At 63.8% G+C, this 23,355-nt stretch carries 18 protein-coding genes; 8 read left to right on the forward strand and 10 right to left on the reverse strand.

Going from position 1 to position 23,355, the window contains the following annotated elements:
* Positions 1–28 precede the first annotated feature (28 nt).
* Positions 29–691, forward strand: coding sequence for a DUF3313 domain-containing protein (locus XI06_RS06310; RefSeq protein WP_237870843.1), 663 nt, complete (start codon positions 29–31; stop codon positions 689–691).
* A gap of 32 nt (positions 692–723) precedes the next feature.
* The gene (locus XI06_RS06315) at positions 724–1,299 is read left to right on the forward strand and encodes a DUF2147 domain-containing protein (protein ID WP_237864062.1); all 576 of its coding nucleotides are present in this window, start codon (positions 724–726) and stop codon (positions 1,297–1,299) included.
* A 9-nt stretch (positions 1,300–1,308) separates the two neighbouring features.
* Here XI06_RS06315 and XI06_RS06320 read toward each other — a convergent pair whose 3' ends face one another.
* Complete coding sequence (locus XI06_RS06320; RefSeq protein WP_237864061.1) at positions 1,309–2,859, reverse strand: winged helix-turn-helix domain-containing tetratricopeptide repeat protein; 1,551 nt, start codon at positions 2,857–2,859, stop codon at positions 1,309–1,311.
* A gap of 133 nt (positions 2,860–2,992) precedes the next feature.
* Here XI06_RS06320 and mddA point away from each other — a divergent pair, with 133 nt between their 5' ends.
* A complete protein-coding gene (gene mddA / locus XI06_RS06325; RefSeq protein WP_237870847.1) occupies positions 2,993–3,781 on the forward strand; it encodes a methanethiol S-methyltransferase in 789 nt (262 codons plus the stop codon).
* Between the two features lie 133 nt (positions 3,782–3,914).
* Positions 3,915–4,337: a GFA family protein gene (locus tag XI06_RS06330; protein ID WP_237864059.1), complete on the forward strand. Its 423-nt coding sequence runs from the start codon at positions 3,915–3,917 to the stop codon at positions 4,335–4,337.
* Positions 4,338–4,561: 224 nt separating this feature from the next.
* Here XI06_RS06330 and XI06_RS06335 read toward each other — a convergent pair whose 3' ends face one another.
* Positions 4,562–6,130, reverse strand: a complete 1,569-nt coding sequence (locus XI06_RS06335; protein ID WP_237864058.1) for a winged helix-turn-helix domain-containing protein — start codon at positions 6,128–6,130, stop codon at positions 4,562–4,564.
* A 307-nt stretch (positions 6,131–6,437) separates the two neighbouring features.
* Between XI06_RS06335 and pcaB the strand changes: the two genes are divergently transcribed.
* Positions 6,438–7,796 (forward strand): 3-carboxy-cis,cis-muconate cycloisomerase, encoded by a 1,359-nt coding sequence (pcaB, locus tag XI06_RS06340; RefSeq protein ID WP_237870853.1) that lies wholly within the window; start codon positions 6,438–6,440, stop codon positions 7,794–7,796.
* A gap of 114 nt (positions 7,797–7,910) precedes the next feature.
* Entirely contained in the window at positions 7,911–9,167 is a 1,257-nt protein-coding gene (locus tag XI06_RS06345) for an aminopeptidase (protein ID WP_237864056.1), read from the forward strand.
* Positions 9,168–9,244: 77 nt separating this feature from the next.
* On the opposite strand, the gene XI06_RS06350 is transcribed toward XI06_RS06345, so the two are convergent.
* Positions 9,245–9,802, reverse strand: a complete 558-nt coding sequence (locus tag XI06_RS06350) for a hypothetical protein (protein ID WP_271604842.1) — start codon at positions 9,800–9,802, stop codon at positions 9,245–9,247.
* Between the two features lie 227 nt (positions 9,803–10,029).
* Between XI06_RS06350 and XI06_RS06355 the strand changes: the two genes are divergently transcribed.
* Complete coding sequence (locus tag XI06_RS06355; protein ID WP_237864054.1) at positions 10,030–10,485, forward strand: cupin domain-containing protein; 456 nt, start codon at positions 10,030–10,032, stop codon at positions 10,483–10,485.
* Positions 10,486–10,564: 79 nt separating this feature from the next.
* On the opposite strand, the gene XI06_RS06360 is transcribed toward XI06_RS06355, so the two are convergent.
* The 7 genes from XI06_RS06360 to XI06_RS06390 form a co-directional block, all read right to left on the reverse strand.
* Positions 10,565–11,617: an amidohydrolase family protein gene (locus tag XI06_RS06360; RefSeq protein ID WP_271604913.1), complete on the reverse strand. Its 1,053-nt coding sequence runs from the start codon at positions 11,615–11,617 to the stop codon at positions 10,565–10,567.
* A gap of 111 nt (positions 11,618–11,728) precedes the next feature.
* On the reverse strand, positions 11,729–12,250 hold the full coding sequence (locus XI06_RS06365) for a hypothetical protein (protein WP_271604843.1): 522 nt from the start codon (positions 12,248–12,250) through the stop codon (positions 11,729–11,731).
* Between the two features lie 67 nt (positions 12,251–12,317).
* The gene (locus XI06_RS06370; RefSeq protein ID WP_237864051.1) at positions 12,318–13,133 is read right to left on the reverse strand and encodes an MBL fold metallo-hydrolase; all 816 of its coding nucleotides are present in this window, start codon (positions 13,131–13,133) and stop codon (positions 12,318–12,320) included.
* A 105-nt stretch (positions 13,134–13,238) separates the two neighbouring features.
* Positions 13,239–14,765 carry a permease gene (locus tag XI06_RS06375; RefSeq protein WP_271604844.1) on the reverse strand — a complete coding sequence of 509 codons (1,527 nt, stop codon included), beginning with the start codon at positions 14,763–14,765 and terminating at the stop codon, positions 13,239–13,241.
* The gene (locus XI06_RS06380; protein WP_271604845.1) at positions 14,762–15,511 is read right to left on the reverse strand and encodes an ABC transporter ATP-binding protein; all 750 of its coding nucleotides are present in this window, start codon (positions 15,509–15,511) and stop codon (positions 14,762–14,764) included. Before XI06_RS06380 ends, XI06_RS06375 begins: the two co-directional genes overlap by 4 nt.
* A 229-nt stretch (positions 15,512–15,740) precedes the next feature.
* The gene (locus XI06_RS06385; RefSeq protein WP_237864048.1) at positions 15,741–16,865 is read right to left on the reverse strand and encodes a lysozyme inhibitor LprI family protein; all 1,125 of its coding nucleotides are present in this window, start codon (positions 16,863–16,865) and stop codon (positions 15,741–15,743) included.
* Positions 16,866–16,970: 105 nt separating this feature from the next.
* Entirely contained in the window at positions 16,971–17,717 is a 747-nt protein-coding gene (locus XI06_RS06390) for a transglutaminase-like cysteine peptidase (protein WP_271604846.1), read from the reverse strand.
* A gap of 612 nt (positions 17,718–18,329) precedes the next feature.
* Between XI06_RS06390 and XI06_RS06395 the strand changes: the two genes are divergently transcribed.
* Positions 18,330–23,355, forward strand: a 5,026-nt coding sequence (locus XI06_RS06395) for a beta strand repeat-containing protein (RefSeq protein ID WP_442869412.1), incomplete at its 3' end; no start/stop codon positions are given.

Consider the following 23,355-nt stretch of genomic DNA (forward strand, 5'->3'; position numbering starts at 1 on the left):
TCGAAAAGACGCAAGAGGAGTTTCTGGAATGGATCGCTCGATCGCCCTGCGCGGTCTGGGAACGCTGATGCTTGGCGCCGCCGTGGCCGGCTGCGCTTCGGTCGCGCCCGTGCCTTATTCGGAGATGGCGTCCTCGGCCTACATGGCTCCCGACAAGTCGGATGCTTCGGGCCGCGTGCCCTACCGCTATTCCACGTCAGTCGATTGGCGTGCCTATAACAAAGTGATCCTCGAACCCGTCGTCGTCTATCGCGGCAGGGATCACCAGTTCGGCGACATGTCCGAAAAGGACAAGGCGACACTCGCGGCTACCATGCAGGGCAGCTTCGCCCAGCGGCTGCGCAGCCGCTTCGCGCTGGTGCGCGAGCGCGGACCGGAGACGCTGCGGATCAGGCTCACGCTGACCGGCGCGGTCGCCAACACGCCGGTGCTCGGCACGCTCTCGCGCTTCGACATGGCCGGTGCGGTCTACAACGGCGTGCAGGCCGCGCGCGACGGCGAGGGCATGTTGACCGGCTCGGTGATCTACGGCGTCGAGATCTTCGATGCTTCGACCGCGCGCCTGCTCTTGGCTTACGTCACCAAGCAATACCCCGGCGCCTACGACATCAAGGCCAGCGTCGGCGCGCTTGCCGCGGCCAACACCGGCATCGACAAGGGCGCCGATGCGCTGATGGCGCAACTGAACTGACGCCGCAATCTTCTCAACGAAAGTCGCCGCTGATGAATTTCCTGCTTCGCTTCGTGCTGCGTATCGCGATCACCATCGCGATGATGATCCTTGGCGGTCGCGCCGGCGCCGCCACGCCTACTGACCCCAGCGGCACCTGGCTGGTCGAGGACGGCCGCGCCCGCGTCAGGCTGGAGCGTTGCGGTCCCTCGCGCGACCGGATCTGCGGCTTCATCGTCTGGATGAAGGAGCCGGCCGACAAACGCGGTCAGCCGTATCGCGACAAGGAAAATCCCGATGCCGATAAGCGCGCTCGCCTGTTGCTCGGCCATCAACTGATCCTGGGCCTGCAGGCGACGTCCGATGGACGCTTCGCCGGCGACATCTACAACGCCGAGGACGGCAAGTCCTATTCGGTCTCGCTGTGGCGCGAATCCGCCGACCGCCTGAAGCTGAAGGGATGCCTGATCAAGCTGCTCTGCCAGACCCAGACCTGGCAGCAGACCCTCGACGTGCAACCCGGTCAGCTCGTCGGCCTCACCGGCGATCTCAACGGCCCACGGGCCGACAAGGAATGGGCGCAGGTGCCGCCGCCGAGGCCGGTGCAGGCGAAGGCGAAGGCGAAGTAGCTGCGCCGATTATCGCAGTCCCGCGCGCCGAAATCCTTCCAGATAATGCTCGCGATCCGCATCGTTCGCCCAGGGCAGCTGCGTCGCGATCCAGTCCAGTGAGATATTGGGCTGGGTCCGGCGGAGCTCGCCCAGCGCCATGACCGCCAGCACGCTGTCGCCGGTCATGCCGGCGGAGACGGCGAGCACGCGATAGGCGCCAGTGAGATCGCCGCGGTGGCGGATCGCCTCGCGCGCCAGTGCAATGGCCTCGTCATAGTGCCGCTCGGTGAAGCGCGCATAGCCGGCGATGCCGTAATAGATCGCCAGCGACGGATCGCGCGGTGAGAGCCTGATCGCCTTCTTCGCGGCCTCGAACGAGTCGGAGGGTCGCCCGGCATAGGAAAGCGCGAGCGCGTAATAGCCCTGCGCCAGCGAGAAGTTGGGATTGAGCGCGAGCGCCTGTTCGAACTCGGAGAGCGCGTCCGCAAGGCGGCTGGTCGAGAAGCAGACGCTGCCGAGCGCGGCATGGGCCCAGGCATTCTCATGGTCGCAGCGCATCGCCGCGAGCGCGGCGTCCTCCGCGATCGGCGCGGTGGTGGCAAGCTCCGCCCAGCCCAGATGCACGCCGAACATGTGGCTTGCCGCCAGCACCGCCAAAGCCTGGCCGTAATCCGGATCGATCGCGATCGCGCGCTCGAGCAGTTTTTGCGCCGCGGCGTGGTCCTGCGGCGTGATCCGCCAGTAATGCGACAGCGCCTGCATGAGGAGGTCCCAGGCATCCAGGCTCGCTGGCGGTTTCCGATGCGTGCGAAAGCTCTCCGCGGCGTGGATCTGCGGCTCGATCGCCGCGACGATCCGTTCGGTGATCTCGTCCTGCACGGCAAAAACGTCGACCAGCTCGCGGTCGTAACGCTCGGCCCAGAGATGGCCTCCGGTGGTGGCGTCGTTGAGCTGCGCGGTGATGCGGACGCGGTTGTCGACCTTGCGTACACTGCCCTCGACGATGTAGCGAACGCCGAGCTCTTCGGCGATCTGTTTGATGTGAACTGCGCGTCCCTTGTAAGTAAAGGACGAGTTGCGGGCGATCACGATGAACCAGCGCTGCTTCGACAACGCGGTGAGGATGTCCTCGCTGATACCGTCGCCGAAATAGTCCTGGGCGGGGTCGCCGCTCATGTTCTCGAAGGCGAGCACGGCGATGCCCGGCCGTTCGGTCGCGACGCGCGCGGAACTGGGCGCCGCCTCGGCCGCTGCTGGCCTGGTTGCCACCTCTTCCCGGACGTCGCCGACGAAGCGAAACCCTTTGCGCGGGATCGTCTTGATAAGACGCTGCGTTGCGCCGTCGTCTCCCAGCGCCTTGCGTGCGGCATTGATCCTGCTGTTCAGCGCGGAATCCGAGACGATGCGATTGCTCCAGATCTGGCTGATCAGATCGTCCTTGCTGACGACGCGGGCGCGCTCCGCGACGAGGTAAAGCAGGAGATCGAACACCTGCGGCTGCAGCGCCACGGTGGTCCCGGCGCAGGTCAGTTCGCGCAGGTCGCCGTCGAGCACGTTGTTTTCAAAGAGGAATCGCACGTTTTTGTCGTCTCAAGTAAAAATCAAAGTCGTCTCAGGCGAAAATCAACCGTCCGCGAAAGTCTTCGTTCGTCCGCTCCGGCATGGTGCGGAGACCAAACAGTGCCGATGCCTCGGCACAACGGAGCTTTCTATGACCCAACTCGATCATCAGATTCATTCCATCGGCCCGGAGGTTGCGGGCTCACGTATTTTCAAGTTCATCGCCTTTCTTTACGGAATTGCGGCGTATCTCGTTTTTTTCGTTACGATTGTCTACGCGATCGGCTTTGTAATGGGGCTCGTGGTACCGAAGACCATCGATACCGGAGCCGACACGCCGGCCGCTGAGGCCGTGATCATCAATCTGCTGCTGATGGCGCTGTTCGCCGTTCAACATAGCGTGATGGCGCGCCAGCGCTTCAAGGCGTGGTGGACGCAATTCGTCCCCAAGCCGGTCGAGCGCTCGACCTACGTGCTGTTCGCGAGCCTGTCATTGCTCCTCCTGTTCTGGCAGTGGCGGCCGTTGCCGTCGATCGTATGGGACGTCGCCAGTGCCGATCTTGCCGTGACGCTGGTCACGCTGTCGTTCGCGGGCTGGATCCTTGTGTTCACCTCGACCTTCATCATCAATCATTTCGAACTGTTCGGATTGCATCAGGTGACGAACCATCTTGTCGGCAAGCAGGCCGAGCCGCCGCGGTTTAAGACGCCGCTGCTCTACAAATTCGTTCGTCATCCGATCTATCTCGGCTTCATCATCGCCTTCTGGGCGGCACCGACCATGACTGTTGGCCATCTGCTGTTCGCGGCCGTGACCACGGCCTACATCTTCGTCGGTATCGCGCTGGAGGAGCACGATCTCGTCGACCTCTTCGGCGACGATTACCGGCAGTACAAACAACGGGTGTCGATGCTTATTCCCTGGCGCCGGTCAGTCTAGCGGTCGCATGCTCCGCCACGCGTCCGCCGAACGGAGGATGCGTGGCGGGCCTTCATTTGTAACCCGAGAACTTCTATCCCAAGAACTTCTATCCCAAGAATTTCTATTCCAAGCCATCTCAGGAGAAACCAAGATGAAACATGTCGGACACTGCTTCTGCGGCGCGGTCACCATCGAGGTGACGGGCGAGCCGGCCGCGATGGGCTATTGCCATTGCCGCTCATGCCGCTCCTGGTCGGGCGGGCCGGTGAACGCCTTCAGCCTGTGGAAGCCGGAAGCCGTGCGCATTACCGAGGGCGCACAGAATGTCGAGACCTTCGCCAAAACGCCGCTGAGCCAGCGCAAATATTGCAGGAGGTGCGGCGGTCATCTGATGACCAATCACCCGCCGCTCGATCTGATCGACGTCTTCACGGCGACCATCCCGACGCTGGCCTTCGCTCCGGGCGTCCACGTCAACTATTCCGAGACGGTGCTGCCGATGCGCGACGGCCTGCCCAAGCTGAAGGATTTTCCCGCCGAGTTCGGCGGCAGCGGCGAGATGATGCAGGAGTAACTCTGCTCTTCCTTCTCCCCTTGTGGGAGAAGGTGGCATAGGCGGCCTTAGGCCGCCGTCCTTAAGAGAGCGCCGAAGCGAAGCTTCGGCTATGGCGCCGGATGAGGGGTACTCTCCAATCGCACAACTGTTCGTGAGAATGGAGCCCCTCACTCGGCTTCGATGCTCCGCATCGAATCCACCCTCTCCCGCAAGGGGAGAGGGTGCACCGTCGGTGTGGCCAACTATCTCATCCCCGCGCGCCGAAATCCTTCCAGATAATGCGCGCGGTCCTCTTCGCGCAGCATCGGCAGCTCTCGCGTGAGCCAGGCGAGCGAAATGCCGGGCTGCGTGCGGCGCAAGCCTTCCAGCGCGGAGGCGGCCAGCAGCGGATCGCCGGACATGCCGGCGGCTGCCGTCAGCACGCGGTGCGCGCCGACGAAATCGGCCCGCTGCCGCATTGATTCCCGCGCCATCTGCATGGCGTCCTCGTAGTTGCGGCCGATGAACTGCGCATAGCCCGCAACACCGCAATAGATTGCCGCGAGCGGATCGCGCGGGCTGAGTTGCAGCGCGCGGCGCGCCGCGGCATCGCCGTCCTGCCATCGTCCAGCATAACACAGCGTAACGCCGTAGAAGGCGTGCGCCATCGCGAAATTCGGATTGAGCATCAGCGTCAGCTCGAACGCCGCCAGCGCGTCGTCGAAACGGCGGCGGAACAGATAGGTATAAGCGAGGCCGTGATGGGCCCAGGCATCGTCGCGATCAGCCTCCACTGCGGCAAGCGCTGCGGCTTCCGCGATGGGGACGGTCCCGGCCATATCGGCCCAGCCCATATGCGCCCCAAAAATGTGGCTGGTCGCGAGCAGGCCCAGCGCCTTGCCGTAGGCGGGGTCGATCGCGATCGCCTGCTCGAGCAGCTTTTGCGCCGATGCATTGTCCTCGCGCGTGATGCGCCAGTAATGCGACAGCGCGCGCATCACGAAGTCCCAGGCATCGAGACTGCCCGGCGGCTTCTGCTGCGCGCGAAAATTTTCCGCGGCGTAAAGCTGCGGCTCGATCGCGGCGACGATGGCGTCGGTGATCTCGTCCTGCACGGCAAAGATATCGGCGAGCTCGCGGTCGTAGCGCTCGGCCCAGAGATGACCGCCGGTCGAGACGTCGTTGAGCTGGGCGGAGATGCGGACGCGACCACCGCTTCGCCGCACGCTGCCCTCGAGCACGTAGCGCACGCCGAGCTCGCGCGCGATCTCGTTGAGATGCACGGCCCGTCCCTTGTAAACGAAGGATGAATTGCGCGCGACGACGAAGAACCAGCGCAGTTTCGACAGCGCGGTGATAATGTCTTCGCTGATGCCGTCGGAGAAATAGTCCTGCTCGCGGTCACCGCTCATATTGGTGAAGGGCAGCACGGCAATGGCCGGACGGTCGGGTAGCGCGGGCATCGCGGGCATCGCGTGCGACGCCGTGACGCTGCCGCGCGGTTCCACCATTGCACTTCCGGACTTGGTCTCGACGTTGCCGACGAAGCGAAAGCCTTTTCGCGCAATGGTGCGGATCAGCGACTGGTTCGCGCCGCTGTCGCCGATCGCCTTGCGCGCGGCGTTGATCCGGCTGGTCAAGGTCGATTCGGAGACGCTGCGGCCGTGCCAGATCTTGTCGATCAACTCGTCCTTGCTGACGACCCGGTCGCGGTTCTCCATGAGGTGAACGACGAGGTCGAAAACCTGCGGTTCCACGGAAACGGGAACCTGCTCGCGGCTCAGTTCGCGCAGGTCGGTGTCAAGAAGGTGGTCCCGGAACAGAAACTGCACGTCGAAAACTCAGAGCTCACAGCGACTTCGGACAACGATGAAATCAAAATGGATTTCGACTCGAAGTCTGTGAGTCCGCCGGGAGGTCAATACGGTTCACCGCGACACCGGATGGCTGCTATGCCATTTGCGCGGAGGAATACAACCTGAGTTAGAAATCACCGAGGCGGCGGCGCACAATCTCGCGTCGTCGTCCTGGCTTTCGCCAACACGACATTGGTGTGTGTCGAGCCGTGAATGTCCATTGCCGAACACTGCCGCCTGCGTAAGCTGCCTCCCACACAACAACAGCCGCAAAGCAACGCCCATGCCCCTTCCCGCCTCGACCACCGTCCTCGACTCCATGCTGTTCCGCGATGCCTTCGGCACGCCGGCGATGCGCGCCGTGTTTTCCGACGTTGCGCTGGTCGCGCGCTATGCGGAGGTCGAGGTGGCGCTGGCGAAGGCGGAGGGGCGATGCGGTGTGATCCCGCAGGATGCCGCCGACGAGATCGCGGCGCGGACCAACGTCGCCGCGCTCGACTTCGATCTGTTGCGTCAGGAGACCGACATCGTCGGCTATCCCATCCTGCCCCTGGTGCATCAGATGGTGAAGCAATGCGGCGAGGCCGGCCGTTACGTGCATTGGGGCGCCACCACGCAGGACATCATGGATACCGCCGTGGTGCTGCAGCTGCGCGCGGGCCTCGAGATCATCGAACGCGATATCGCCGAGCTACGAAGGATCCTCGCGGACCTCTCGCAGCGTCATCGAGACACGCCGATGGCCGGCCGCACCCATCTCCAGCAGGCGCTGCCGGTGACCTTTGGCTACAAGACCGCGATCTGGCTTGCGATGTTCGACCGCCATGCCGAGCGTCTTGCGCAACTTAAGCCGCGCGTCCTGGTCGGCCAGTTCGCCGGCGCCGCCGGCACGCTGGCCTCGCTCGGCGACAAGGGATTCGAGGTGCAGGAGGCGCTCTGCGCCGAGCTCAAGCTCGGTGTTCCCGCCTCGACATGGCATGTCGCGCGCGACGGGTTTGCGGAGGCCGTGAATTTCCTCGCGCTCGTCACCGGCTCGCTGGGCAAGATCGCGCTCGACATCATGATCATGGCCTCGACCGAGTTCGCCGAGGTCTACGAGCCCTTCGTCAAGGGGCGCGGCGCCTCCTCGACCATGCCGCAGAAGCGCAACCCGATCTCGTCGGAGCTGATGCTTGCCGCAAGCAAGGCGGTACGCCAGCAGGCGGGCCTGATGCTGGATGCCATGGTACAGGATTTCGAGCGCGCCACAGGTCCCTGGCACGCCGAATGGATCGCGATCCCCGAGAGCTTCGTACTGACCGCAGGCGCCCTCCACCAGGCGAAGTTCGCGCTCGCCGGCCTCATCGTGGACGAGGCCAGGATGAACGACAACCTCGCCCTTAGTCGCGGCCTGATTGTGGCCGAAGCGGTCATGATGGGGCTGGCGCCGCAGATCGGACGGCAGGAGGCGCATGACGTGGTCTACGATGCCTGCCGGCTGGCCAATGAGAAGGGCCTGACCCTTGCGGATGCGCTTTCGTCCGATAGCCGCGTCTCTGTCAGAATCGATCGTGCCACAATCGAGGCCCTCACTTCACCGAAAAATTACCTCGGCCTTGCGCCTGAAATGGTCGATCGGGTGCTGAGATCGGCAACGCGTTGAAAACCAAGATGCGTGAAACCGCGTATCTTTAAGGTCTCGCAAGGCGCTCGCACACTTGTGTCTCGTGATGCTAGACTTAGATTGAACGAGAGAGATTCCGACAGAGGGCCCGGCATGACCGATCAACGCAATTCCGCGACTTCCATCGATCCCGTGAAACTCGACCGGCTGGCCGAGGTGGCGGTGAAGGTGGGACTGGGCTTGCGGCCGGGACAGGATCTTCTTCTGACGGCGCCCGCGATCGCGCTGCCGCTGGTGCGACGAATCGCCGTCCACGCCTACAAGGCCGGCGCCGGTATCGTGACGCCGATCCTCTCCGACGAAGAGATGACGCTGGCGCGTTACCGCTACGGCCAGGACAACAGCTTTGATCGCGCCGCCAACTGGCTCTACGAGGGCATGGCCAAGGCGTTCTCGGACAACACCGCGCGGCTCGCCATTGTCGGCGACAATCCGATGCTGTTGTCGGGCGAAGACGCTTCCAAGGTCGCGCGCGCGAGCAAGGCCAATTCCATCGCCTATCAGCCGGCGCTGGAGAAGATTGTCAATTTCGACACCAACTGGAACATCATTGCCTATCCGAGCGCGGCGTGGGCCAAGCTGGTGTTTCCGGACGATCCGGAAGAGGTTGCGATCGGCAAGCTTGCGGACGCGATCTTCGCCGCGTCCCGTGTCGATCGCGAGGATGCGCCGGCCAACTGGGCAAGCCACAATGCGGTGCTGCGCGAGCGCACCAACTGGCTCAACGGCCAGCGCTTCCGCGCGCTGCAATATTCGGGTCCCGGCACCGACCTCACCATCGGGCTGGCCGACGGCCATGAATGGGAAGGCGGAGCTTCGCTCTCCAAGAACGGTATTAGCTGCAACGCCAACATTCCGACAGAAGAGGTCTTCACCACGCCGCATTGTCGGCGGGTCTATGGCCATGTCGTGAGCTCGAAGCCGCTGTCCTACCAGGGCACGCTGATCGACAACATCGCGGTGCGCTTCGAGGACGGCAAGATCGTCGATGCCAAGGCTTCGCGCGGCGCGGAGGTGCTGAACAAGGTACTCGACACCGACGAAGGCGCACGTCGGCTCGGCGAAGTGGCGCTGGTGCCGCATTCCTCGCCGATCTCGCAGAGCGGCCTGTTGTTCTACAACACGTTGTTCGACGAGAACGCGGCATCCCACATCGCGCTCGGCCAGTGTTATTCGAAGTGCTTCGTCAACGGTGCTCAATTGACGCCGCAGCAGATCGCCGCGCAAGGCGGCAATCAGAGCCTGATCCATATCGACTGGATGATCGGCTCGGCCGAGACCGACATCGACGGCATCCTGGCCGACGGCAGCAAGGTTCCGGTGTTCCGCAAGGGCGAGTGGGCGAAGTAAGCCAGGTCCGTGCCCCCCGGAGTTCTTCACCTCTCCCCGATGGGGAGAGGTGAAGAACTAGCCAGTGTCGTAGCCTCTTAAGCCGCGGCGTTGCGCAGCATCGGGTTGTTGTCGATGCTGAAGCGGTTGAACAGTGTCGTAAACGGGCTGCCGTCCGTGGCCCGCACGATGGCGTCGGACGCCGCGACCGCGTCGTAGAGCGCGCCGACCGGATCGTCCGCCTCCGGCAGGTCGAGGCGCGATCGGATTTCCTCTCTCGCCTCGTTGATGTCGTCCTCGTCGTCGAGTGTCGCCTCAAGCGCATCCGCCGCGCGCCGCATCTCCCGGAGATCGCCACCGGCAGAGAATTTGAGGATGTCGAGCCAATAGGGGCGCGCAACGACGAGCTGGATGAACGCCTCGAAGCCTTCGGCGATCACGCCCGCGCGTCCCTCCGATGAGACGTAGAGCACTTGTTGCGACGGCAGCAGCACCAAGGCGCCGCCTGAGGCGTCAATTCCGATCTGTCGGGGACTGTCGATGCCGTCGATGGTGAACCAGGGCTCTTCGTCCGGCGCGAACGAGACATCGAGGCTGCCGAGCCAGGCGACGACCTCGCCTTGGGCTGTCAACACCTCCGGGGTCAAGGACATCATGGACTCCTTTTCGATCTTTCCGCGCACTTTGTCGCACCCCGGAAAAGACGGGTTCATGTGCACGAATTTGCAGGGGAATCGCGACGTTAACAGGTTCGCATCTGCAACTTGCGGTGGATTGTCGGTCCCTGCGTAAGGAAGAATTAAAAGCCGGCTATTAGCGTTCCAACATCGAAACAGTCCGGGATTAAGCCCGGTTAATCATATTGTACCTCCTGGGGAAGCAGATGTCGCGGGCATTGATTGAAATTGGTAGTTGCAACGTGGATCTGGAGCTGCGGCCGATCGAGCCAGCCTGGATCATCGAAGGCAACCCGGTGTCGCGCTCGCACATCCTCTCGACCAGCTCGGACGGCACCTCCTCGACCATCATCTGGTCCTGCACCGAAGGCCGCTTCAACTGGTACTATGATTTCGACGAGACGATCATGATCCTGGAAGGATCGATCGTGCTCGAAAGCGACGGCATGCCGCCGAAGCGCTACGGCGTCGGCGATGTGATCTTCTTCCGCGACGGTGCGCATGCCAAATGGCATGTCGAAGGCCATGTCAAGAAGATCGCCTTCTGCCGCAAGACCAACCCGGCCGTGATCGGCTTCATGATCCGCGTCGTCAACAAGCTCAAGCGCATGTTCCTGTCCCCCGGCGAACGTCGTCCAGCGACGCTTATGGGTGCCGGCTAATCCTCATCAAATTCAAGGACGCTTCCCAGCGGCCACGACGAAAGAGGGGCGGGGATCAACATCCCGGCCCCTCTTTGCATCATGACGGCAGTTCGAGCCGGTAAAAGTCCTTCGCAGTCTGGGAGAACAGTGCGGTCTTCTCCGCATCGCTTAAGGGAGCCGCGATGCGCTTGAAGGCGTTGAAAATCACCTGATAGCTGCACTGGCCTTTATCGGGCGGGAAATTGCTTTCGAACATCGCACGCTTCGGCCCGAACGCCTCGATGCAGGTCTCGACATAAGGCTTCCACGCCGCGGCAAGCTCCTCCGATGACGGCGGTCGCTCGCGCAGATGGAAGTCGTAGCCGAGCAGGCACATCGCGAGCCCGCCAAGCTTCACCACCACGTTCTCGCAACGGGAGATCTCCTGGATCGAGGCGCGCCACTCCGGAAACACCTCTTCGCGCCGTCCGGCAAAGCGGCCGACCCCGGCGGGCCCGCCGCAATGGTCGAGCACGATCCTGGTGTCGGGGAAGGCGCGCGCGAGTTCAGTGAGCTCGCCGATCTGCGGATGAAACAGCCAGGCGTCGAAGCTGAGGTCCAGCGGTGCAAGACAGGCAAAGCCCTTGCGGAAGGTCGGATCCTGCAACAATCCCTTCGGCCGGTTCGCATACATGCCGGCGACGACGGGGTCCTGGTCCCAGGCGGACGAATGCCTGATGCCGCGGAAGCGGCCATTGCCGGCGGCGATCTCCGCCTCGAGCACGGGCCTCGCCGCATCGCCGAGCAGCAGGTTCACATGGCTGACGATGCCGGCACAGATCGCCGCCCTGCCGTAACCGCCGCTCGCACTCATCGCCGCGACGCCATTGGCGAACTCGACCTCGCCGACGGGCCGGAACGCCTCGGGTCCGTGTGCGCGGTACATCGAGCGGCAATCGACATAGACGGTCGCGATGACGTTGTGGCCGGAGGCGATGTCGGCGGCCATCTCCTCGATAAGATAGCGATGGCCGCGATTCCACAGATGATGATGCGGATCGACGATCGGCCTGGAGGGATCGATGATCTCTTCCTGATGTTGCGCGAGCCAGTCCTCGCGCGGTTCAACGAAGAGCCCGCTGGTGTTGGCGGGCAGACCGCTTGCAGCCATCGACATTCGCTCCCTCATGTTTTTATGGCGGGAGCCTAGCACCTCATTTGGCTGCGCGGCAGCGCGCCTTGTGCAACCGCGCCCTCCGTCGCGAGCACAACGGCGTTGGCGTCAGCCCTTGCCTCGCGTCGCTCTCACATCGACCACCAGCCGCCAATCGGTCGCCGCCGCGTTCTTGACCTCGCCGAGCCAGTGGAAGGAGTCCGCGGTGATCTCGGTAAAACTCCAGCGCGTGAGGTCGCCGGCTTCGGTCGTGCCCTCCTGCACGATATCTTCGCCACGCGGACGGCCAATCTGCTGACGGAACACACAGCGCCCAGGATCGACCCAGGAAATCCGCCACGCGGAAATGCTGGGATCGTAGACCCGCAGCGTCGTGCCGTACCAATTGCCGGCGATCGGAAAGGCGGGGCTGCCTGCGGGACGGGGAATGATCCAGACATCCTGCACGGCGCGCCCCTCCAGCACCCAGCCGAAATGGATCTCGCCGGGCGCGGTGTGCTTCGTTCCATCAGCGCCTTGGGCCGTAATCTCGGCGTCCCAATCGCCGACGAACTGGCCATAGAGCTGAAGCGCCGCCGCGTGTTCAGGGTTGGGCCCGTCCGCGTGCAAAAATCGCGCAAAGTCGGTCATGTCGATCTCCTGTCTGCCAAGGAGACCAGCACGATCGGCCGGCAGCCGGCTTGGAGAAAATTGCGCGTCAGACCCCGTCGAGGATGATCACCGTCGGCGTCGTCGGCAGCGTATCCCGCGAGATTCGCAAGGAGCGCTCGGTGCGGCGGTCGATCTCGAATTGCTTGCCGATGCGTTGCATGAACTCGGCGAGCGGGGTGGCGAAGCGGTGCATCGGCAGCACCACGGAGGCGCGCAAGCGCCTGGTGATGTCAGAGACGCCATCGAGCGACATGGTGTATGTGCCATCGATCGGCACCATGACGATGTCGAGCCGGCCGATCTGGGCAAAGTGGCTGTCGTCGAGCTTGTGGTGGAGATGTCCGAGATGGCCGATGCAGAGGCCCGCCACCTCGAAGATGAAGATCGAATTGCCGTCGCGGATCATGTCCGTGCCGGAATCGTCGCCGAAATAGCGGCGGATGTCGGTGGTGACGTTGCGGATGAAGGTGTCGCCGATGCGCTCCGAAATGGCAGCCGGCTTGCCGTCCTCGCCCCAGCCATGCAGAACGTGGGGAATGCGCTTGTCCGGATTGAGGGAATAGTGCGTGCTGTGCGCCCGGTTCATGGTGACGACGTCCGGCAGCCGGCCGACCTGATAGGCGCCGCTGTAATCGGTCGCGATGCGCACGCCGCCCGGCGTATCGATGAAATAGGTGGAGTGGCCGGCATAGGTGATCTCGACCTCGGGCGCGGCAGCCGCCTGCCGGAACGCGACCGGCATCGCGCGAGGCGCGGCGTTCGCCATCGCCAGGCATTCGCTGCGCTGAGGCGGCTGCTGGGCGAGGGCAGGTGAGAGACACGCGCTCAACAGCGCAAATGCCGCCGAAATCAATCGCCGCATGATCCCGTCCCCGATGACTTCAAGGCAAAGTCTAGCGTGCAATCCAGCGTGTCGCCAACAGGACGCGATCAACAGCGCGTCAGTGTCGCACCGTTGCTGCCGCCTTTACTCGTGCTTTGGGCTGAATTTCCAGGTCATCGCGACCAGGCCGGCGGTAATCAGGCCGCTGACGATGCCGGCGGTCGGCAGCGTCAGCAGCAGCGCGGCGGTGGCGGCCCAGCCGATCGAGGAGAAGGCTTCGGCAAAGGTCGCAAGCCGCGACGAGGTCTGGCGGCGGCGGAACTGGCTGCGCCGGGCCTGGACGCGGAACCAGAGCTGGATCGCGGTGGCCGAGGCGGCGCTGACGATGATCATGGCCGCCGTGATCGCCTCCTGGAATGGCGAAGCGAAGACCAGCGCGACCACCAACGGGCAGAAGATCATGGCGATCGCGATCAGCACCACCTCGATCTTGGCGCGGATGACGCTCGTCGGCGTCAGCGGCGCGGTCGCGACCAGGTCAGGCGCGTCCTCGCCCGAGATCGTCAGCCAGGCCAGCCCGCCGGCGAGCTGTCCTGCCGCCATCACGATCACAGGCGTGATCAGCGTCAGCGCCGCCGAGCTGTCGCCAAAGCTGCGCCACAGCAGCAGCGCCGGCGGCACCAGATAGAGCAGTTGCATGAGGGTCTGCGAGATCAGCCAGGGATCGCGACAGAGCAGCACGAACTCCTTGCGTCGCAGCGCCTGTTGTCGCGAGCCGCCGCGGAACGGACGTTCCTTGGCGCGCTTGCGGCTGGATGTGCCGTAGGCGGCGGCGTCGATCGCCGTGTCGGCGAAGCGGCCTGAGAAGATCGCCATCACGCATCCAAGCAACATGAGCCCGAGGGCGAGGAGCAGCAGCAGCGCCTCGACGTCACCCATGATGGCCCGCGCCGGCCACCACCAGATGCTGTCGATATCGGGCGCGTGCGCGGCGAGGGTGCCTGAGGTCAGGATGGTGAAGCGCGACAGCGTGCCATAGGAGATGATCGCCGCGACCTGGAGCGCGATCACGAAGCCGGCGCCGATGATCGCGGCCAGGATCTGGGCGACGAAGCGCGTCCGCGCCGGGCCGATCAGGCGAAACAGCAGGATGGTGACGGCAATCGCGATCGCCGCCGCCGACAGCCCCATCGCGACGACCACGCCGAAGGCCGCAAGCCAGCGCACGCCGCCGCCGATCAACAGCACGTCGATGAACGGCGTCGAGAACAGTAGCGCCATCACCGTGACGGTGAGCGCGATCGCTGCGATGCGCACCGAGAACAGATTGGCGAGCGTTGCCGGCGAGGACATGATGAGGTCGAGATCGGCGCGGGCGTAAAACACCCGCGTCACCGATTCGATCGCCTGCGACAGCATCAAGGTCCAGGCGAGAAAGATCGTCGCCGAGATCACGATCAGTGAGGATTTGTCGAGCGGCAATTGCAGATTGGCGAAGCGTCCGATCACTGCCCAGGCCGGCACATGCAGCAATGCGGCGAAGAACAAGAGGCCAATCACAGCGGCGCGGGCGCGCCGACGCCGGCCCCCCGTCATCATGGCGAACCATTCTCGCCAGGCGAGCCGGAGCTCGTGACGGGCAAACCAGGAGAGCGCGGTCGCCGAGCTCATGCGGCGTCCTGGAGTGTCACCAAGGCGATGAAGAGATCTTCGAGAGTCGTGTCCGCATGGCCGTTCTGCTGGCGCAGCTCGGTCAGCGTGCCCTCTGCGACGAGACGGCCCGCGGCAATCACGCCGATGCGGTCGGCCATACGCTCGGCGACCTCGAGAATATGCGTCGTCATGATCACGGTGCAGCCGGCGCGGACGCGCTCGCCGAGCAGTCCCTTCACATGGCGGGCCGAGACCGCGTCGAGTCCCGTCAGCGGCTCGTCGAGAATGATGAGGCGGGGATCGTGCACCAGCGCGCCGGCGAGCGCCACCTTCTGGCGCATGCCCTTGGAGAAACCTTCGCAGCGCTCGTGCCGGTGCGGCTCGAGCCCGAGCGAGCTCACCAGCTCCTCGGCGACCGGTTTCGAGATCGCGGGCGCAATCCCCCAGAGGCCGGCGACGAATTCGAGATATTCGAGCGGGGTGAGCTTGTCATAGATCATCGGCTCGTCCGAGACCCATGCCATCACTTGCTTGGCTGCGACGGGATTGGCGAGCGCGTCGATGCCGAAGATCGAGACGCCGCCGTCATCGGGCCTGAGCAGGCCCGCGACCATGCGCAAAGTGGTGGTCTTGCCGGCACCGTTGGGCCCGACCAGCGCATAGAACTCGCCGGCATGAATGGTGAGATCGAGGCTATCGACCGCCACGCGGTCAAAACGCTTCGTTAACCCTCGGACTTCGAGCGCCGAGCTATCCCGCTTCATGACGGCCACACTAACAGGTTTTGCATCGGTCGCGACCATGACCCGAACATGTTTCGGCCTCGTGAATCGCGCTGCCGCAAATGCGGTCACCTGCAAATGGGAGCCTAGAGCATGATCCGGAAGAGTGTGAAGCGATTCTCCGAAAAGATCATGCTCAAACAAAGAGCTAAAGCGCGACGACGATTCAGCCCAATCTCATCGCGCTTTGGCGGCGATCCGTAAAGAGCGGCTACGATCCCCCGCCCGCGGTGCCTGAGTTCACCGGCGCCAGTTCGTCTTCCCGGCAACGCCAGCCGTCGGCTGCTTTCACGAAGGCAAAGGTGCGCTGGATCCGCAGGCGGCGCGTGACGTTGAAAGCGGCTGCGGAGCGCTCCCTGTTGGCGGCGCCGGGTTGCGGGAGGCCGGTGCTGGCGTCCCAGCAGGTGCCGGTGCAGGTGGACGCGACCTTGCTGCAGGTGGTGAAGGGCGCCAGCACGACCATCTCGATCTCGCCGGTGACTTGCGCCTCCTGGTCATTCACCTGGCTGTCGAGTGCGTAGACGCGGTTGATGCGGAGGAAACTGCCGCACGAATTGGCGGCGTGGATGCGCGCGGCGCAGAAATCGACGGCGTCGGTGTCGGGCTCCTTGGCCGCGACCTGCCGGCCGAACACCTTCTTCGGATCGCCCTTCGCGGCGGCGATCTCGTCGGTCTTCTGCTTCAGATAGTCGGCGAGGCAATCTTCCGCCGAGCCGAGCTCCTGCGGCGGCACGTTCTCCTTGCCGACCAGATTGCACTTGCGGTCGCGCTCGCGCGTCCAGCGGCCGTATTCCGCAAAGGCAAAGCGCGCCGCGGTCGGGTCCAGCCTGCCGATCAGTGCGAGCACCTGGCTGTTGAGCTCGGTCTCGGTCAGCGCCAGCGACGGGTCCGCACAGATCAGCGCGCCGGCCGCGGTGTTGGCGGCGAGGCAGTCGAAATCCGGATCACGCACGATCGCCGCGCGATCCTCGGTCACCTTGAGCAGGCAGGCCTTGACGCGTTCGAAATCGTCATCGCGGATCGCGGTCTGGCCGACGATCCCGCAGCCGAGATTGCGCTGGCGGATCCAGATCGCGTTTTCCTCGATCGCGGGCAGGCGATCGGGCAGGCGGGCGAGCCGCGCCTCGACGGCGGTCGAGAGCTTCTCGGCGGCGGCGGAGAGTTCGGCGTCACCGCAGAACAATTGATTGCCGGGATCGCGGATCTGCAGGCAATTGTTGTTGACGAACAGGGGCAGCCTGTCGGCGATGGAGGGAGCGGTTGTGCCGGATTGCGCCAAACCCGGTGCCGCCGGTAACGCCAGCAGCGCCAGCACAGTCAACACGATGAACCGCATTCCAAATGTCCTCAGCATGGTTGGAGCCATGCTAGCAGTTCCAGGCTGCGTGACGGAATGGGGTGTGGCGGAACGGTTGACGTGAAGGGCCGGAGCCCCGATGGATCAATGCGCCCCGGTCGACACGCGCTGGCTGTCGACACCCGAGAGCCGCACGGGTTCGCCGACATATCTCAGCACGGCTGACTGGTAGAGCACGAACAGCGGCTGATAGTTGCGCGCGTCGTCATCCTCGACCATCGCCATGCGGCGGTTGTCCAGCATCAGCCAGTGGCCGTCGAGCCTTGCGGAGGCAATGGCGTGTCCTTCGCCGTTGCGGATATCGCGCACCACGACGAGGCGGAGGTCCTCGGCGGCGACACCGGCAAGCCGCAACGCGGCCAGCTTGGCGATGGCGTAATCCTCGCAATCGCCGGCGCCGCGCTGGAAGGTCTCCAGCGGCGAGCTCCAGATATCTTCGGCGCCGTCACTTTCGGCGCGGATGGCGAGGTTGATGGCGCGGTTGGCCTCGCCGAGCCGCGCGCGGCCGTCGCGGGTGCGGGCCTCGTCGACGATGGCGAGCAGCTTCAGCGCCGCGGGCGATGCGCAATTGTCGCGGTCGCCGTCGCACAGCGCCAGCTGCACCATGTCGTCGTCGAGCTTCTCCTTCAGTCCAAGCCATTTCTGCCGCATGCCTCCGCTGGAAATGGCGAAAGCGAACACACCGAACGGCTCGGCAGATTTGCGTATGAGCGCGCCTGCGCCCGGTGACAGCAAACTGGCTGCGCGAAGATCGGCGGCCGATCCGAACAGGATCAGTCCGCACAGCACAAGGATAGCGCGCCAGGCGCGCGAGCGAGCAGCGGTCTCCATCTGACATCCCCTATCCGGCTTCGCCAGGTCCCCCTCGACCTGAACGTGCCGGGATTGTTGCTTTCGCGGAGATAGTGCGAGATGGGCCGTTTTGTTCTGCTTAACGCGCGCGGCAGGGGGCCGACTAGCGTGGGGCACGCTCAACCGCCCCTTCCCGGACTCCATAAAATTTTACAGGCCGGCGAAATCAGGGGCGCTGCCGCGAGACTGACGGGATTGCAGTCGGAAGTTGTGGGAAGCGATTCTGCTTCTATGGCTAATGACCAGCAATTTCACGGGTTCTGTTAGCTGGGTCACAGATTTAGCTCCGTATTTGCCGCAGTATGGCGCGGGGTACTACGAAGAAAAGATGACACAAGTATCCGATGAATGGTTAATATGTTGGAATACGTAATCTAGTGGAAGATAGACTTGAGAAAGCGACGATTTACGCGAAATCTCTGGAAGATATACTTCAGTTTATCTTGGGATGTCGCCGTAGGCATAGGCTTCCACCGCCAAGTGATACGAAATCACACAAGCAATAGATGGTTTCGCTAGGGACTTGGTAATGCTATGCAAGCTTAGGCGATCGATACTTACTTAGATTTTAACACTTTTCACGGTGCCCGGTTGAATTACGCTGGCAAATTTGACGCCGCGCTCACCTTGGATGGCCAGGGCTTTCGTTCGTCCGCCTCTGATCACGTCGATTCGTTTACCGCCAAGGCACACGGCCACGTGCCTGACGGCGCGGTCGTCATCGCCGACCCCAATCTGATCTTCCACGGCGAGTTCAAGCGCGCGGGCCTCGATCTCGTGCTCTCGCACGACGGCCACGATGTCGTCGTTCACGATTATTTTAGGGGCGACAAGCGCGCGGCGATCGCCTCGCCCGACGGCGCGCATCTCACCGGCGACATCGTCAGCGCGCTCACCGGCTACGTCCAGGTCGCGCAGGCCGCGCCCGGTGCCGCCGTGGCGCAGGTCATCGGTCATGTCACCAAGCTGACCGGCAGCGCGACCGTGGTCCGCAACGGCGTCTCGGTCATCCTCAATAACGGCGACAACGTCGAGAAGGGCGACGTGGTCTCGACCGGCTCGGACTCAACGCTCGGCATCACCTTCATCGACGGCACCGTGTTCGGCCTGTCCTCCAACGCGCGGATGGTGCTGAACGAGATGGTCTACGACCCCAACGGGTCGAACAATTCCTCGCTGCTCAGCCTGGTCGCGGGCACCATCACCTTCGTCGCCGGCGAGACCGCCAAGCACGGCGACATGAAGATCGACACGCCGGTCGCCACCATGGGCATCCGCGGCACGGCGGTGCTGACCGAGATCGCTTTCGTCGTTCCCGCGGGCGGCGGTGATCCGCAGCCGCAGGCGAACTTCCAGGTGCTGGTCGAGCCGAACGGCACCACCGGCTCCTACATCCTGTTCGACAAGCTGACGCTGCTGCCGATCGCGACGGTCAACCAGGCCGGCCAGATGATCCAGATCAGCGGCGGCAACGTCTCGGTCACCAATGCGCTGCTGTCGCCTGACGTGCAGAAGCTGATCAACGACGTGTTCACGCTGAAGTTCACCGACAACAACACCAACACCAAGCTCACCAACAACTCTACCGACTCGATCACGCAGAACGGCGACATTGTCCTGATCAAGACGGACACCGGCGCCACCGCGACTGCGACCTTCGTCAATCCGGTCAACACCGGTGGCAATTTGGCGCAGGGCGGGTCGGACAAGGGGGTCGACCGTATTCCCGGCGCACCCTTCGCGAGCGTCCTCGATGGCAACGGCAACGTGGTGACCGCGTTCGCCGTGACGGAGCACGCGCATGCGACCGGCGACCGCGCCGACACCACCGGCGATGCCGTGCCTGCCGACACCATCATCTTCCGGGTCAACTTCGTCGACCAGAACCTGGGCGACCGGCCGACGGTGTCGGTGGACCTCGATCCATCAAAATTAACCTATACGGACTCCGGCCATCACGACGTCACCGCCTCGCTCACTGCGCTCCAGAAGCAGGATATTGCGGCGACGCAGATCAAGATCGCTGTCGTCGCCGACGGCGGCAACAACAACAACGGTTCTGCGACCCTAACCTACACGATCCCCGATCACGCCTTCGACTTCCTCGCCGACGGCGAAACGCTGACGGTGACTTACATCGTCAGCGTCAACAACAATTTCTCGGTCCAGCCCGAAACCAGGCAGCTCCCGATCACCATCACGGTCACCGGCACCAACGACAAGCCGGTGATCACCACCAGCGTGCCGACGATCACCTTCTCGGGTGGCACCAGCGTGCCGGGCGGGCCGCTCACCACCAACGTTCCGACCACTGGCACCCTCACCTTCACGGATGTCGACCTCACCGACACCCACACCGTATCCGTGGCGCTGACCGGCGCGAGCCTGCCGGACGGCACCACCGTGCCGCCGGGTCCGCTTGCCGCGTTCCAGAGCGCCATGTCGGTTGCGATCGCGGGCGGCCTCGATTCAACCGGCACTGGCACCGGCACCATCAACTGGTCGCTGGCCGATCTGCCCGTCTACCTCGCCGACTTCATCCCCAAGGGCGAAGTGCTGACGCTGGTCTACACCGTGACGGTCGCTGACGAGCACAATGCGACCTCGCAGCAGACCATCACCGTCAAGATCACAGGCACCGACGCCCCGGCGGTGGTCTGGATCGCGACGAACCAGCCCTCGGGCGGTTTCTGGAAGGACGCCGCGAACTGGGAAACCGGCACGGTCCCGACCAGCAACGACGATGTTATCGTCATTACCGATCAGCTGCACGGTCTGACGCCGTCCTACCCCGTCACGATCGACGTCGCGGCCTTCGGCAAGTCGCTGACGATGGACGATTACGACACCACGGTGGACCACACGGCGCCGCAGGTGATCAACCACGGCACGTTGACGCTCGCGGGCGCGCTCACGCTCAATGCCGATGCGAAGTTCACCAATGCGGCAGACGGTACCGTTTTCGTCGGCGGCGCGATCGATGTCGAGACGATCACCAGGCCGAAGACCGGCGTGGTCGTTACCAATACCGCCACGATCACCAACGCCGGCACGCTGACGCTGGACGCGGGCGGTGTGATCGACACGCTGACCACCATCGTCAATTCCGGCACCATCAACCTTTTCGGCGGCACGCTGACGCTGGATACCGGCATTGCCAATGCCGGCGGGACCGTGCAGGTCGGCTCCCTCGCGACGCTGGTCGCGAACGCCGTGACGATCGACGGCGGCACGGTCAATGTTTCCGGCACGCTGGAGCTCGACGGCATCAACCTGATCGAGAACGGCACGCTGAACAATTCCGGCGTGGTCAACGTCAAGGGCGCGGTGGAGTTCGCCAGCGAAACCGGTTTCAACAGCGCCGGCGGTCTCATCGAAGTATTTGCACATGACGCGCTGACGATCGACCAGGGCTCCCGGATCAACAATGCCGGCGACGTCAAGATCGATGTCAGCAGCAAGCTGACTATCAATGGTGCAACGATCGACGGTAGTGCGATTACCATCCTCCCGGGAACGCCGGTGGTCCATGCTGAGAGCGACAGCGGCGGCGGTACGCTCACCATAACGAGCATCCCCAAGGGTGGTACCGTCACGAACAATGGCGAGATCGATCTCACCGGCGACGGGGTGCTGAGCAACGGCAAGCTGACGAACAACGGTACCCTCAACGTGACCGGCACCGGCAATGCGCTGAACGGCGAGGCCGTCACCAATGCCGGCACCATCGAAGTGCTCACAGGCGCACTCGCGATCGGTCCGGGATCGACTGTCGATAATTCCAGCGGCAACGTCATTGTCGATGCCGCGTTGACCCTGAACGGCGCCACGATCAGCGGCGGCACCGTCAAGGGCGCCGGCAACATTGATGTCACCGGCACCAGCACGATCGACAGTGGCGCCACGCTCAGCATCGCCACGGTCACGGCCGATGCCAAGCTGACGCTGGACGGCATCACGGTCTCAGGCTCCGTCATCACCGACAGTGCCAGCATCGAGCTCGATGACACCGTCAAGCTGCAGGGCGGTGCCAAGATTCAGGGCGGCCCCGTCACCAACAACGGCACGCTGGAGATCGCGGGCGCCGCGACACTGCTCAACGACGTCGTGACCAACCATGGTACGGTGCAGGTCGACGGCAGCCAGACGTTGACGTTGTCGAACACCGAGATCTCGGGCGGAGCCATTGACGGCGCCGGCACAATCGACGTCACGGTCGCGAGCACGATCGACGGCGGTGCCACGCTGAGCACGAGCGCGGTCACGGCCGATGCAAAGCTGACGCTGGACGGCATCACGGTCTCGGGCTCTGTCATCACCGACAATTCCAGCATCGAGCTCGATCACACCGTCAAGCTCCAGGGCAGCGCCAAGATCCAGGGCGGCCCGGTCACCAACAACGGTACGCTGGAGATCTCAGGCGCGGCGACACTGCTTAACGATGTCGTCACCAACCACGGCACGGTCAAGGTCGACGGCGGTCAAGCGCTGACGTTGTCGGGCACGGAGATTTCAGGCGGCGCCATCGACGGCACAGGTACGATCGACGTCACCGGTGCCAGCAAGATCGACGGCGGCGCGACGCTGAGCACGAGCACGGTAACAGTCGAGGCGGGCACAACCCTGACGCTCGATACCGCAACGGTCGATGGCGCGACGATCTCGGACAAGGGCAGCATCACGATCGGCGGCACCGTGAAGCTGACCGGCGGTGCGGTGATCCAGGGTAGTTCGAGCGTTTTCGCTCCCAAGGGCGGAAGTCCCGCCACGGTGGAGTTCAACTGGGGGCAGCTCGGCACGTCATTCACCGTGCTCGGCAGTCCGCAGCAGGTCGTCGCGACCGACGGCACCGGCGGCACGGTCTCTTCCGCTGGCGGTTCCTTTGAGCTGCGTGACCAAGGCTATGGCTGGTTCGGGAATTTTGCGCCTGGAACCCATCTGCTGTGGGATCGTGGGGCCGGCCCCGACATCACCATTAAGTTCGCCGCGCCGGTCTCTTCGGCGGGGGCGCAAATCCAGGCCGATTACTACGGAAGCTTCACCGCCGAGATCATTGCCTATGATCTGGGCGGCAACGTAATCGGTACTGTTAGCAAAGACGGCGTAAGCAACGGTAACAGCGACGGGTCGGCGATCTTCATCGACCTGGTCGGCAGCAGTGCTGACATCGCCATGGTCAAGTTCATCCTGACCAGCGCGAGCTATTCGCTGAACGATTTTGCCCTCGGCCCGGTGCAATTCTCGGAGGGTTCCTCCGTCGGTGGAAGCGGCCCGATCGTCAATAACGGCACGCTAGAGATCGAGGGCGCCGCGACGCTGCTGGATGATATCGTCACCAACCACGGCACGGTGTCGGTCGATGCTGGTCAGACGCTGACAGTGTCAGGCACGGAGATCAGCGGTGGCTCGATCGCCGGACCAGGTACGATCGACGTCACCGGCGACAGCGCGATTGACGGCGGGGCAACGCTGAGCGCCGGCTTCGTCACGGTCGAGAACCTCCAGGCTCTGATGCTCGATGCGATGACGGTCGATGGCACAGCCATCACCGTCAAGGGCAGCATCGAGCTGGACGATACCGTCAAGCTGCAGGGCGGCGCGAAGATCCAGGGTGGCC

This window comes from Bradyrhizobium sp. CCBAU 11434, from assembly GCF_028128895.1.
Classification (GTDB): Bacteria; Pseudomonadota; Alphaproteobacteria; order Rhizobiales; family Xanthobacteraceae; genus Bradyrhizobium; species Bradyrhizobium zhengyangense.